This is a genomic window from Rhizobium sp. 05L429, assembly GCF_056397645.1.
In genome coordinates, this window is record NZ_JBFTNV010000046.1 from 24,934 (window position 1) to 38,814 (window position 13,881).

The window sequence follows — 13,881 nt, forward strand, 5'->3', positions numbered from 1 at the left end:
AACCAAGATGGCAGACAACGAAACAGGCGAAGGCAAGAAAAAGAAGTCGGGCGGCATGGTGATGACGATCATCGGCCTTGCCGTGCTGACGCTCGTCGGCGCCGGCGGCGGCTGGGCGGTCGGCAACATGGTGGCCCCGAACATCCGCAGCGCCGCGGAGGCCGAGCAGGCCAAGGAGGCCGAGGCCAAGAAGAAGGCCGAGGGCGGTCTTCCGAAAATCGCTAACGAAGCCAATAACATCGTGCTGCTCGACCCGGTCACATCGAACCTCGCTTATCCCTCGGAAAACTGGATCCGACTCGAGGTGGCGCTGATGTTCAACGGACCGCCGGATGTCAAGGTCGCCGAGGATATTCACCAGGATATCCTCGCTTACGTCAGGACCATTTCCCTTCAGCAGATCGAAGGGCCGCGCGGCTTTCAATATCTCAAGGATGACATCCAGGAACGTGTTGACCTTCGCTCTCAAGGGCGCGTATCGAAGGTCATGTTCAGGACCTTTGTCATCGAATGATTCGACTCGTAGTTTTCCTTGCCGCCATGATGGCGGTGCCGGAACTGGCAGTGGCCCAGCAGCTGCCGACTGATCTATTGAACATTCCGGTCGACGGCTCCGCCGCCGCCTGGATCATCAGGACATTCGGCCTCCTGACCGTGCTTTCGGTCGCGCCGGGCATCCTCATCATGGTGACGAGCTTCCCGCGCTTCATCATTGCCTTTTCGATCCTGCGTTCGGGCATGGGCCTCTCTTCGACCCCATCGAACATGATCCTTCTCTCGCTTTCGCTGTTCATGACCTTCTACGTCATGTCGCCGACCTTCGATAAGGCTTGGCAGGACGGCGTTCAGCCGCTGCTCGCCAACCAGGTCGACGAGGCGACGGCAGTTCAGCGCATTGCCGAGCCGTTCCGCACCTTCATGTCTGCCAATACCCGCGACAAGGATCTGGCGCTCTTTGCCGACCTTGCCCGCGAGCGCGGCCAGAATATCCAGACGACCGAGCCGATCGACTACCGCATCCTGCTTCCCGCCTTCATGATCTCGGAGATCCGGCGCGGTTTCGAAATCGGCTTCCTCATCGTCCTGCCCTTCCTCGTCATCGACCTGATCGTTGCGACGATCACCATGGCCATGGGCATGATGATGCTGCCGCCGACATCGATCTCTCTGCCGTTCAAGATCCTTTTCTTCGTGTTGATCGACGGCTGGAACCTTCTGGTCGGCAGTCTCGTGCGCTCTTTCAGCTGACGGGCAAAGGCGAGACGGACAAAGGCGAGCCTGCCGTCTCGCATTTTCTGTCCTCTCACAAACACAAAACCCGCCGGAGCGATCCGGCGGGTTTTGTGTTGCTGGATGCGCCTAAGCCGGCCTCAGCTGTTCGAACCAAAGGGCTCGGTGCGCGGCGGCAGTGCCGGAACGTCGATATGGTCGGGGCCGAGGCCCTGCTTGGCCCGCTCGGTCATCAGCTCATACGCATGTTCGAGATGGTGGCAGAAGCGTTCGGCATCGAAGAGGGGCGCGATATAGCGCTTCTCCCGCAGATGCTCCTTGTATGCGGTGACGCGCTCGGGGTTGAGCGCAAGCTCGACGGCGAGGTCCTCATAGGCCTTGATGTCCTCGGCAACGAGTTCCGGCAGATCGATCGCTCTCAGCAGGCTTTCGCTGACGCGTGATGCGAAGTTGGTGCCCTTCACGGTTAGAACGGGAAGACCGCCCCAGAGCTGTTCCGAAGTGGTGGTGTGTCCGTTGACGGGGAAGGTATCGATGCCGAGGTCGGCCGCCTGCTGACGGCTGATATGCTGTTCGTAGTGCGCGCGCGGGCAGAAGATGATCCGCTTGGGCGAGATGCCGCCGGCCTGGAAGCGGTCCAGCAGATTTGCCTGGTTGCGCGCGGTATTCGCCATCAGCCAGAGCACGCTGTTCGGCGCGCGCTTGAGAATCCTGCACCAGCTGTCGACGACTTCAGCAGTGATCTTACGGTTACCGTTGAAGGATGCGAAGATGAAGGCATCTTCCGGCAGGCCCAGCTGCTCGCGCGTGACCGGCTGCGGTTGCGGCCGGTTCGCCGGATCGTTCGGCTGGTAGCTCTCCGGCATGCGCAGGAATTTCTCGTKGTAGAAGGGCTTGGCGACGTCAGGCAGCACCGAGTGATCGCCGATGACGTAGTCGAGGTCGACATTGAGCGTGCTGCCGGGAAAGCCCAGCCAGGCGACTTGGATCGGCGCCAGCGGCAGGTTGAAGGAAACGGCACGGCTGCCGGAAGTATGACCCTTCAGATCGACCATGATGTCGATATTTTCCATACGGACGGTTTTGAAGATCGCCTCGTCCGATAGGCCGTAGATGTCTATGACCTTGCCCCAACGGCTGCGGTCGGTCGTGTTGTTGTTCAGCTTGTGCTCCGGCAGCGTGTGGTCGAAGAGCGTGATTTCGAAGCGGTTGCGATCGTGAAGCTCAAGGACGCGCTGCAGCAGCTTCATCGTCGCGTGCTTGTCCCAGAAGTCCGAGGACATGTAGCCGATGCGGATCTTGTCCGACCATGTATGGGGCAGGCCGCGCCGGTAAGCCACGCGGGCGGGATCGAGTGGTTTCGTGCCGATAGCGGCATGGCGGTTATAATCTTCGTTGCCGCACCAGTGCAGATGATAGAACGGGTTGTCCTTCTTGAGCACATCGATGTCGTTCTTGACCAGGGCGGCGTCGATGAAAGCCTGATGCTTGCTGATTTCGCTGAACTCGTTGAATTCGCGCAGGCAGACGAGATAAAGGAACCGGAAAGCAAGATTGTTCGGATAGCGACGGAAGAGATTGCGGGCGAGCGTCTGGTTCGTCTCGTCCATGAGGTCGTCGTTGAGCAACTGCGCGGCAAGGCGCGAATGCTCCGGATTCTGGCTCTCGGACAGCACCTTCTTGAAGGGGCGCAGCAGATCCCGCTGCTGCCTGCCAAGATAAACCGAGGCGATGGTGAAGGCGAGTTCCGGATCTTCCTGCGCCTTGGAAAGGTTGCGCATGGCGATCAGAAGCGCTTCGTCCTCGTTGCCGGCCTCAAGGTGGATCTTCGCGGCAGTCTTCAGATATTCGAGCGAACCCTGTCCGGCGCAATCGGCCGCCAGGCAGTAGGATCTGGCAGCATCGGTCTTGAAGCCCAGTTGCAGCAGGTTCTTGGCCAGGAGAGCGTAGGTCTTGGCGTCCTTCTGTGTATCGATGAGCTGGTTGAGCGTCGCCAGGGACTGTGTGTAGCGGCCTGCCTGATAATCCCGGGATGCCGCCGAGAACGAAACTTTGCTGTTCAAAACCTAACTCCGTAAGGAAATGTTCCGGCATGAAATGTGACCGACGGGACGCGCAATCAGGCCCTCCCGCAGAATGCAGGTTGCCCGACGATACTATCCCGGCTTCTGCCACATTGGCATTCGAAGCTTGCTTGAAACCGGTGCGGACGAATGCCCGCTTTCCGCGAAAGCTACGATTTCGAAGATTGATTCAACCAACATTAACCATGCAATTGAAGCGGCTTGGCCGGGAGCTCCGCTTTTAAGAAGTTGGCAAGTATTGGCTGCGAGATTGCCCTGGACATGACGGGTTTGGGCCAAGAAACAAAGGCACCGAGTGGCATGAAGCTGGTCCGTCATCGCCGGTATTTATAGTCCGGTATGTCCTCCTTTTTTGTATCTAGTTTTCTAGGGGACACACTTATGACGAGCATTAACACGAACAATTCCGCCCAGGCAGCTCTCCAGACGCTGCGTAACGTCAACCAGGGCCTCAACAGCACGCAGAACCACGTTTCCACGGGTTACCGCGTCGGCAAGGCTTCCGACAACGCTGCCTACTGGTCGATCGCAACGACCATGCGTTCGGACAACAAGGCTCTCGGTGCCGTTTCCGACGCTCTCGGCCTCGGTGCTGCAAAGGTTGACACCGCCTACACCGCCATGGACAGCGCCATCGACGTCGTCGGCGAAATCAAGGCCAAGCTTGTTGCCGCGACCGAAAACGGCGTCGACAAGAAGAAGGTCCAGGAAGAAATCGACCAGCTGCAGGACCAGCTGGTAAGCATYGCTCAGTCGGCTTCCTTCTCCGGTGAAAACTGGGTTGCCGGTGCCACCAGCACCAAGAGCGTCGTTTCCTCCTTCGTTCGCGATGGTTCGAACGGCGTTTCCGTCAAGATGACCGACTAYGCCCTGTCCACCGCATCGAACGGCAACGTTCTGTTCGGCATGACCACGACCGGTGCGATCGAAACCACCTCGGGCATCCTCGGCACGACCAGCGGTACGATCGGCTCGGTCTACTCGCTCGACATCACGTCCTTCGGTCAGGCCGAACTCGGCCTTGCTCTGACCAACGTCGAAAACGCTCTGAAGGCGATGACCTCTGCCGGTGCAAAGCTCGGTTCGATCTCGACCCGCATCACCATGCAGGACGACTTCGTCAGCGCTCTGGGTGACTCGCTCGACTCCGGTATCGGCCGCCTGGTCGACGCCAACATGGAAGAAGAGTCCTCCAAGCTCTCTGCCCTGCAGACGCAGCAGCAGCTCGCGATCCAGTCTCTCTCGATTGCCAACTCCTCTTCGCAGAACATCCTGTCGCTCTTCCGCTAAGAGCGGTTCAGCCACATCGCGAAAAGTCTCGAGGCCGGGTAACTCCCGGCCTCGAATATTTTAATATAAGGTTAACGGAAACGCTTCTAAGTCTCAGATTTTTTTATGAAATTTCATTTTGGAATTTAGCTTTCCTTAACCATCTTGCTGTTTTCTAGGCCCATCGAAACGGCGAGTTAACCTTAACGAGAATGGTTAACAGGCATGATGCTGATCGCTGTGGGCCGGCCCAAATCCGGAATGTCCCTTCCTAACATCTGCCAAAAGGGGCAAGCAAACTATGACGAGCATCAACACCAATAACGCTGCAATGGCAGCTCTCCAGACGCTGCGTGGCATCAACCAGGGCCTCAACAAGACCCAGGATCACGTTTCCTCCGGTTTCCGCATCGGCAAGGCTTCCGACAACGCTGCCTACTGGTCGATCGCAACGACCATGCGTTCGGACAACAAGGCCCTCTCGGCCGTTTCCGACGCGCTCGGCCTCGGTGCYGCAAAGGTTGACACTGCCTACACCGCCATGGACAGCGCCATCGACGTCGTCGGCGAAATCAAGGCGAAGATCGTTGCCGCAACTGAAAACGGCGTCGACAAGAAGAAGGTCCAGGAAGAAATCGACCAGCTKCAGGACCAGCTGGTGAGCATCGCTCAGTCGGCTTCCTTCTCCGGTGAAAACTGGGTTGCCGGTGYCAMCGGCACSAAGAGCGTCGTTTCCTCCTTCGTTCGCGATGGTTCGAACGGCGTTTCCGTCAAGATGACCGACTATGCCCTGTCCACCGCATCGAACGGCAACGTTCTGTTCGGCATGACCACGACCGGTGCGCTCCAAACCACCTCGGGCATCCTCGGCACGACCAGCGGTACGATCGGCTCGGTCTACTCGCTCGACATCACGTCCTTCGGTCAGGCTGAACTCGGCCTTGCTCTGACCAACGTCGAAAACGCTCTGAAGGCGATGACCTCTGCCGGTGCAAAGCTCGGTTCGATCWCCACCCGCATCACCATGCAGGACGACTTCGTCAACGCGCTCAGCGACTCGATCGACTCCGGTGTCGGTCGCCTGGTCGACGCCAACATGGAAGAAGAGTCCTCCAAGCTCTCTGCCCTGCAGACGCAGCAGCAGCTCGCGATCCAGTCTCTCTCGATCGCCAACTCCTCTTCGCAGAACATCCTGTCGCTCTTCCGCGGCTAATAGGATCGCGAAATATAGCCCGCCGGGTAACCGGCGGGTTCTATCGAAATCAAGCCGCGCTTCCATGGAGCGCGGCTTTTTTCCAAATCGACGCACTGCCTCAAAATTGCGCGCCTCACCACGTCCGGGATTTTTCACATCCGAAAGGGCTATCGTTTGGCGCAATCTTCGCCCGTTCGGAGTATTGATGCTGCGCCGTAACGATATAGGCTCTGCGCCGCCGTGGCAGCACGCCGAATCGAAAGATATTGGCTGCAGGGGGAGCCTTAGCGCGGTCCAAATCTGGAAAAGCGAGACACTGACATGAGACAATCCATGGAGAGGATCATGGAGCGGCGATTGAGTGCCATCCTTGCTGCCGATGTGGTCGGTTACAGCCGGCTCATGGGCATCGACGAGGCCGGCACGCTGCAGGCGTTGAACCGCCATCGCTGCGAACTGGTCGACATCCGCATATCCGATTACAARGGCCGCATCGTCAAGCTGACGGGCGACGGCATCCTGGCCGAGTTTCAGAGCGTCGTGAATGCCGTGGCCTGCGCCGCAGAAATCCAGCGCAGCATGGCCGTACGCAATGAAAATGTGCCAAAGGAGGAGCGGGTCGAATTCCGCATCGGCATCAACCTCGGCGATGTCGTGGTCGAAAATGACGACATTTTCGGCAATGGTGTCAACCTTGCCGCGCGCCTGGAAGGCGTCGCCCCGGTCGGCGGCATCGCCGTCTCGTCGATCGTGCGCGATCAGGTCGGTTCACGCCTCAATCTCGGTTTCGAGTTTTTAGGTGAACACGTGTTCAAGAATATCCGCCAGCCGGTTCAGGTCTACACGGTTACCTTCGAGAAGCCGAGTTCCACCCGCTTCGTCGCACAGAACCGCAACACCTGCTTCATCGCTGTCCTGCCGTTTACCAACATGAGCGGCGATGCCGATCAGGATTATTTCTCCGACGGCATCACGGAGGACATCATCACCGATCTTTCCAAGATCTCCAGCTTGCATGTGGTGCCGCGCAACACCGTCTTCACCTATAAGGGCACGTCGGTGAGAGTGAAGCAGCTCGCCCAGGAGCTCGGCGTGCGTTATATGCTGGAAGGCAGCGTCCGCATTGCCGGCAAGCGTGTGCGCATTTCCGGCCAGCTGATCGACACGACAAACGGCGATCATCTCTGGGCCGAACGCTATGACCGCGACCTCACCGATATCTTCGCCATCCAGGACGAAATCACCAACGCKATCGTCGGCCAGCTGAAGGTGCGGCTCCTGCCGGAAGAGCGCAAGGCGATCGCCGCCGAGCCAACCGCCAATGTCGAGGCCTATACCTATTACCTGAGAGGCCGGCAGCTCTCTCACACCTGGACCAAGTCCTATCTGCAACTTGCCCGGCKCATGTTCTACAAGGCCGTCGAGCTCGATCCGGATTATGGCCGCGCCTATGCCGGCATTGCCGATTGCGATGCGGCAATCCGCGACTGGGCGCCGGACGACGTGCCCCTGGAGCGCATTCTCGCAATGAGCGCCAAAGCCCTGGAGCTCGATCCCGACCTTGCCGAGGCCCATGCCTCCCGCGGCCTGGCGCTCCACCAGAACGGCGAGGACGGCGAGGCCACGGCATCCTTCGAACGCGCACTTGCGCTTGATCCCAATCTCTATGAAGCAAATTTCCACTATGCCCGCATTTTCTTCATGCATGGGGATTTCGCCGAGGCGGTGCATTATTTTACCCGCGCCGCCGAAATCCGCCCCGACGATTACGTATCGCCGATCCATCTGATGTCCTCCTACCATTCTCTCGGACGGACGGTGGACAAGGACAGCTGGGCGCGCATAGGCATTGCGAGAGCCGAGCGAGCGCTCAATCAGAACCCGGAAAACTCCGGTCCCGCCCATCGCGGCGCCCTTGCCCTTGCCCATCTCGGCGACGCCGGGCGCGCCTGCGATTGGGCCGCACGGGCAATTGCCATCGATCCCGATGATATCGTCGCCCAGTATAACCTCGCCTGCGTCCATTCCGTACTGGGCCATGTGGAGCGCGCAATCGATATTCTGGAAGGTTTGCTACCCCGCAGCTCGGTCTACCACATCAAGTGGTTCACCCATGATTCCGACTTGGACAACCTGCGTCGGCATCCGCGCTTCGAGACGCTCGTAACCGACGCAATCAAAGGGCGGGAGCGGATGGAAGCATAGGGGTCCGATAGAGGAAGAACCTCTTCCGGCCTCCTGGCCACCTGCTCTCTTACGGCGCGGTCGTGTCCAGAGCGGCCTCGACGATGCCGCCGCGTCGCCTTGCGCGGCAGCCCGACAGGAAAGAACAAGCTCGCCAATTCTATTGACGGGAGCAAAAGCTCTGCGCGGACCGAACCTGTGCTCCCGGTTGATTGGCAGCCTCCTGGGATAACGGGCAAACCGCATTCTTCGCCATCGCCGCCTACACCAAGGTCCAGTTTGCTGTCTCTGCCACTCTGATAGTTCTGCGGGTTGAGAAGCTTAGAGCGAGGCCTAGCTTCCTTTTACCATCGACCCAGAAAACCCGAAGCGTAGGAGCCTTTCGATGAAGTCTAAGGTAGCTGATGTACTGACAGAGGTGCTGCATGCAGCCGGGGTCAAGCGGATATATGGCGTAGTCGGCGACAGTCTGAACGGGCTTACGGAAGCGCTCAGAAAGAGGGGCGACATCGAGTGGATTCACACCCGCCATGAAGAGACAGCCGCCTTCGCAGCGGGGGCCGAAGCCCATCTTAGCGGCGAACTGGCCGTTTGCGCCGGAAGCTGCGGCCCGGGCAACCTGCACCTCATCAACGGTCTGTTCGACTGCCACCGCTCGCGCGTGCCCGTCCTTGCCATTGCCGCGCAGATACCTTCGGCCGAGATCGGCAGAGGCTACTTCCAGGAAACGCATCCCGAGCAGCTTTTCCGGGAATGCAGCCACTACTGCGAGCTTGTAAGCCATCCGGAACAATTGCCGGCAGTGATCGAAACGGCCATTCGCACGGCCATCGGAAAGCGCGGCGTTGCCGTCGTGGTCATTTCGGGCGACGTGGCATTGACTGATTTCACGGCGAAGATTTCGACAGCGGCCGCACTCACGCTGTCCCAGCCGAACGTCGTGCCGGCGAACGATCAGATCGATCGACTGTCGGAACTGCTCAACAACAGTTCGAAAGTCACCCTTCTGTGCGGACGCGGTTGCGAAGGGGCGCATGACGAATTGATCGCCTTTGCGGATCGGCTGAAGGCGCCTGTTGTCCACGCGCTCGGCGGCAAGGAACATGTCGAGTGGGACAATCCCTTTGATGTCGGCATGACCGGTCTGATCGGCTTCTCTTCGGGCTACAAGGCCATGCTGGAATGTGACACGCTTGTCATGCTCGGCACCGATTTCCCATATCGGCAGTTTTACCCAACCGACGCCAAGATCGTACAGGTGGATATTAGACCGGAAAATCTTGGCCGAAGAGCCTCGCTGGATCTCGCAATCGTCGGCGACGTCAAATCGACACTGGCCGCGACGCTGCCGAAGCTGACGGAGCGGACGGACTGGGATCATCTGGATGCTTGCCTTGCCGCCTATAAGAAGGCGCGGGAAGGCCTCGACGACCTCGCCACCGGCAGAGAAGGCGGCAAGATTCATCCGCAATATGTTGCACGCCTTCTGAGCGAACATGCCTCCGCTGACGCCGTTTTCACCTTCGATGTCGGGACCCCCACGATCTGGGCTGCACGCTACCTGAAAATGAACGGAAAGCGTCGCCTGATCGGATCCCTGGTTCACGGGTCAATGGCCAACGCCCTTCCTCAGGCAATAGGGGCACAGGCAACATACAAGGAGCGTCAGATCATCAGCATGTCGGGCGATGGGGGCTTTGCTATGTTGATGGGCGACTTCCTGACGCTCGTTCAGCAGAATCTGCCGGTGAAGGTTGTGGTCTTCAACAATTCTGTTCTCGGCTTCGTGGCAATGGAAATGAAGGCTTCGGGCTTCCTCGAGACCGGCACCGAACTCAAGAATCCAGATTTTGCCGCGGTTGCTCGCGCGGCCGGGGTCCATGGTGTTCGCGTGGAGGATCCGGCCGAGCTTGACGGTGCCATCAGGGAAATCCTGGCGCATCCCGGCCCGGCGTTGCTCGACGTCGTTACGAATACGCAGGAATTGTCGATGCCGCCCAGGATCGAAGCAGCGCAGGTGAAGGGTTTCGGTCTCTGGGCAATTCGCGCGGTAATGAACGGCCGGGGAGACGAACTCGTAGACCTCACGGTCTCCAATTTCCTGTCTCGGTGACGGCGGACGGCGCCTCTAACCGACCGCGGGAAAAGCCCTCACCGGCGGCTTTGACCCCAACCGACATGTTGCAAAAGCTGATTGAACTTGGTTCAGTTCAGATAAGCATCGCGCCAATCATTGCCAGAGCCGATCGTCGCGCCGGCCTCGTTGAATAAATGGACGAAAGGCTCGCGTATGACGATCGGGATCCGTTCGCCGGAGGCTGCCCGGCTGATGCCGCGCAGTGCCAGGGTGAAACCATTTCCGGCCGCCGTCTCGGCGTGGATGATCGTTTCCGAACCGAGGATTTCGGTGTCGCCGACCACGATTTGCAGGCTGCCTTCGCCGATTTCGCAATGTTCGGGCCTTATGCCGAACGTTACCGGGGCTCCATCGGGCAGATCGACCGGGCGACCGGGCAAGGGAATATGGGTGCCGTCCTCAAGCGAAACGCCCAACATGTCACCGATGCGCGCGATCCGGCCGGCAAGAAGATTCATTGGCGGTGCGCCAAGAAAGCGGGCGACGAAAAGGTTTGCCGGGCGTGCATAAAGCTCGATCGGCGGGCCGACCTGTTCGATGCGGCCTTCGTTGAGCACGACGATCTGGTCGGCCATGGTCATTGCTTCAACCTGATCATGCGTGACGTAGACCATTGTCGATTTCAGCCGCCGATGAAGGCTGATCAGTTCCCCGCGCATCTTCACACGCAGCTCGGCATCGAGATTGGAGAGCGGTTCGTCGAAGAGAAAAGCCTTCGGTTCCTTGACGATGGCGCGGCCGATCGCAACGCGCTGGCTCTGGCCGCCGGAGAGCTGGCTCGGGCGACGGGTCATCAGGTGCTCGATCTGCAGAATATTGGCGGCCTTGGCGACGCGGGCGGTAATTTCCTGCCTGGCGAGCTTMTGGTTCTCCAGGCCAAATTTAAGGTTCTGCTCGACGTTCATATGCGGATAGAGCGCGTAGGACTGGAAGACCATCGCCATACCCCGTGCGGACGGCAGAAGATGGTCGCAGCGCTGGCCGTCGATGCGGACTTCGCCCGACGTTACTTCCTCCAGGCCGGCCATCATGCGCAAAAGGGTCGACTTGCCGCAGCCCGAAGGCCCGACAAAGACGGTGAAAGAGCCGTCGGCGATCTTCAGGTCGATGCCGTGGATAACTTCGAGACTTTGAAAGGCTTTTCGGACTGCCTTGAGTTCAATGCCGGCCATTACGCCACCGTTCCGAGTTCAATCGACTGGCCCGCCTCGACAGGCTTCCTCTCGGCAATACGGTGTTTCAGCCCGTCCACCGAGATTTCAGCGGCGTTGAGGCTGCCTCCGAGCACCGCGAGACTGAGGCCATCGCCCTTGCGGGTCAATGTGCCGAATGCGCTGCCGGCCGACCAGAATAGACAATAGTCGCCTTGCACTTTCGGTGCGAAGACAAGTGTGCCGGCGACGAAATCGGCACGCAGGCCGGAGAAGGCGTTGACCAGCTGCCAGGCAGACATCGAGCGCGCATAGTAGGAGCCGCATTCGATGTCGTTCCAGGGATTGCGGCGGTAGCCATCATGGCGGTTGCGGGYACCGCAGACGATATCCATGCCCTCCTCGATGAGACCATGCATGATGAGGTGGGAGGCAGCCATATATTCAATGCCGGTCCAGACCTCCTCGGCATAGGGGGCCGCCACCATTGGCTGGCGGATGCCTTCAGGATAGGTTGCGATCAACAGCCCCGCCTCATCCTCATAGGCATAATTGCGGCAGGGATTGAAGTGATCTTCCAGCGTCGGGCGGAAGTTGTTCTTGTGCACGGATTTCAACGCGGTCCTCACCTTGTCGGCATCGAGGAAACCGCCGATGCCGGCAACCTCGGCATGCCATTGGCCGAGGATCTGGTCGGAGATGCAGCCCTCGCCCATCTGGTATTTGAGCTCCTGGAACTCCTCCGACCAGTAGGTTTCCATGAAACCGTCGGCAAGCACGCCGGCGGTGCGGCCGACATCGAAGGGCGTCAGCACGCCCTTGTCGGAGAGATCGATCTTCTGAATGAACCAGCGCCMGTTGAAGAGTTCGGAATTGATATAGGCCGCACCGGCTTTGCCCATGCGCGCCGTCTTTTCCGACAGCTCCGTGTCGCCGAGGACCGCCGCCATTTCGGAAACGCCGAGAAGGGCCGCCACATACATGGAGGCGAGCCACGAATTCGGGCCGAACAGTTCCATATCGAGGGTCTGATGCTGGCGGCCGGACAGGATGCCGCTCTGATCGGGATCCCAACGATCGGGATTTTCGGGCGACCATGCATATTCGATGGCCCGTTTGACGTTCGGCCAGTAGCGGCGCAGCCATTCGGTATCGCCGCAAAGCTTCCAGTCCCGATAGGTCTTGATGATCGCGCCGAAATGYCCGTCTGCGCAGGGGCCGATAATATCGAAACCGGAACCGAGCGGCAACTTCTGGCGGAAAGTCAGCCCGCCGGTCGGCAATTGGTTGTAGCTGAATTCGGTCTCACGCAGCGTCCGCTCGATGGCAGGGAAAAGATGCGAGACCGCCTGCTGGTAATTCCAGACGTGTGTGCAGGTGCCTTCGCAGGAGCCATCCTGCGTATGCTGGCCTTCCCAGGCCCAGAGCGCGCCATTTTCCAGACGGATGCAGGTCGCGGTGCGCAGCAGCGCCAGCGTCGCGCTCGCAGCATCCTTGACCTCCGCCGGCAGAGACGTTTCGAACAACCCATCGCGGAAGGCGGTGGTTGCCGCGCTCAATGCATCCCAGCGCGTCAGCGCCTCAACAGCGCTTGCAGTCGAATCCACCCATTGTGTCGCATAATAATTCGTCCAGCTCGGCGTCGGCCGATCGGGAATGGCGCCATCAGGCTTGTCGCGATAGGCCCAGTAGACATCGCCCTGCGGGAAGTTCCAGGTGATGACGAAGCGCACCTTCCTGCGCCCACCGGGTGCCAGGATGAAGCGGGCGCCGAGCGTGCCGTGCTCCGGCTGCAGGCTCATGTGCCGGGAGGTGCGCGGCTCGTCGTAATGCCGCTTCGGCAGACGACCAGGTCTTGCAAACTCCTTCCAGTAAACTGAGAGATCGTCGAACCACTGACCGCGATAATGATGGTCGGTGTGGTCGACGTCGTCTGCGTTCGTTGCGATCGTCAGATCGCCGCGTAGCGTCGCCGGCAATGTGGTATCGGACGAGGTCAGATGCAGGCTGCTGATCCCGCCTTCCTGCCTGAAGCTATGGATGCCGCTGTTCGAACCGTAATTGCCGAGCGTACCGGCAAGCGTGTAGGTCAGTTCGTCCGCCGTATCATTGACGATTTCGAATTCGAACATCGCAACTGGCATCGATGAATCGCGATCATTGTGCGGAATGAAGGGGCTCAGCGCCGAAAGCCTGACGCCACCCGGGAAACGCTCATCCTTGAAGACCAGATCGGCGGTCGGGAAACGCCCATAGAAATCGACCTCACGGAAATGCGGCACGCCGACCAAAGTCTGGCGGTTGGCGCCGTGGCCGAAGCCGTCAAACATCTTGCGCAGGCCCGGCGCGCCAGAAGGGTTCAGATCGTAAGGCCCATTGAGCACACGGGCATCGACCAGTTCTCCGCCCCTTTCCGCCTTGATGGCAAAATGCGAGTAGCCGTTATAGCCCTGCAGCGCTGGGCGGTTGCGGATTGACCAATCGATCAGCCGGCCGCTGCCGGAGATCGACAGGCCGCCGGAGCCGATGCCGCCGAGCGGAAAGGCGATATGGCGCGTGCGCTCGCCCTTATAGGCAAAGCGAGGTTCGATGGAGGCGAGATCATCCCACATGAAATCAATGTCCCTGAGG

9 protein-coding genes are annotated in these 13,881 nt (G+C 59.5%); 6 read left to right on the forward strand and 3 right to left on the reverse strand.

The features are described 5' to 3' along the window. Positions 1-7 precede the first annotated feature (7 nt). Entirely contained in the window at positions 8-514 is a 507-nt protein-coding gene (locus tag AC1DNW_RS32630; protein ID WP_113298570.1) for a flagellar basal body-associated FliL family protein, read from the forward strand. Continuing rightward, the gene (gene fliP, locus AC1DNW_RS32635) at positions 511-1,248 is read left to right on the forward strand and encodes a flagellar type III secretion system pore protein FliP (protein WP_113298571.1); all 738 of its coding nucleotides are present in this window, start codon (positions 511-513) and stop codon (positions 1,246-1,248) included. The genes AC1DNW_RS32630 and fliP overlap by 4 nt, the downstream gene beginning before the upstream one ends. A gap of 122 nt (positions 1,249-1,370) precedes the next feature. Here the strand turns inward: fliP and AC1DNW_RS32640 are convergent, their stop codons facing one another. Beyond that, on the reverse strand, positions 1,371-3,293 hold the full coding sequence (locus AC1DNW_RS32640; protein ID WP_477855467.1) for an O-linked N-acetylglucosamine transferase, SPINDLY family protein: 1,923 nt from the start codon (positions 3,291-3,293) through the stop codon (positions 1,371-1,373). 402 nt (positions 3,294-3,695) lie between these two features. Here AC1DNW_RS32640 and AC1DNW_RS32645 point away from each other — a divergent pair, with 402 nt between their 5' ends. From AC1DNW_RS32645 to poxB, 4 genes are all read left to right on the forward strand, one after another. Further along, on the forward strand, positions 3,696-4,604 hold the full coding sequence (locus AC1DNW_RS32645; protein WP_115035696.1) for a flagellin N-terminal helical domain-containing protein: 909 nt from the start codon (positions 3,696-3,698) through the stop codon (positions 4,602-4,604). 280 nt (positions 4,605-4,884) lie between these two features. Further along, positions 4,885-5,796, forward strand: coding sequence for a flagellin N-terminal helical domain-containing protein (locus AC1DNW_RS32650; protein WP_477855468.1), 912 nt, complete (start codon positions 4,885-4,887; stop codon positions 5,794-5,796). A gap of 327 nt (positions 5,797-6,123) precedes the next feature. Then, a complete protein-coding gene (locus AC1DNW_RS32655) occupies positions 6,124-7,983 on the forward strand; it encodes a TPR end-of-group domain-containing protein (protein WP_477855490.1) in 1,860 nt (619 codons plus the stop codon). Positions 7,984-8,347: 364 nt separating this feature from the next. After that, entirely contained in the window at positions 8,348-10,075 is a 1,728-nt protein-coding gene (poxB, locus tag AC1DNW_RS32660; protein WP_477855469.1) for a ubiquinone-dependent pyruvate dehydrogenase, read from the forward strand. 92 nt (positions 10,076-10,167) lie between these two features. Here poxB and AC1DNW_RS32665 read toward each other — a convergent pair whose 3' ends face one another. After that, positions 10,168-11,271, reverse strand: a complete 1,104-nt coding sequence (locus AC1DNW_RS32665) for an ABC transporter ATP-binding protein (protein WP_477855470.1) — start codon at positions 11,269-11,271, stop codon at positions 10,168-10,170. Then, the gene (locus tag AC1DNW_RS32670) at positions 11,271-13,862 is read right to left on the reverse strand and encodes a GH116 family glycosyl-hydrolase (RefSeq protein ID WP_477855471.1); all 2,592 of its coding nucleotides are present in this window, start codon (positions 13,860-13,862) and stop codon (positions 11,271-11,273) included. The genes AC1DNW_RS32665 and AC1DNW_RS32670 overlap by 1 nt, the downstream gene beginning before the upstream one ends. Positions 13,863-13,881 lie beyond the last annotated feature (19 nt).

What these genes read in the sequence shown, in the direction of transcription:
- poxB (WP_477855469.1), top strand. Translation starts at nt 8,348, where the DNA reads ATGAAGTCTAAGGTAGCTGATGTACTGACAGAGGTGCTGCATGCAGCC.
- AC1DNW_RS32630 (WP_113298570.1), top strand. Translation starts at nt 8, where the DNA reads ATGGCAGACAACGAAACAGGCGAAGGCAAGAAAAAGAAGTCGGGCGGC.
- fliP (WP_113298571.1), top strand. Translation starts at nt 511, where the DNA reads ATGATTCGACTCGTAGTTTTCCTTGCCGCCATGATGGCGGTGCCGGAA.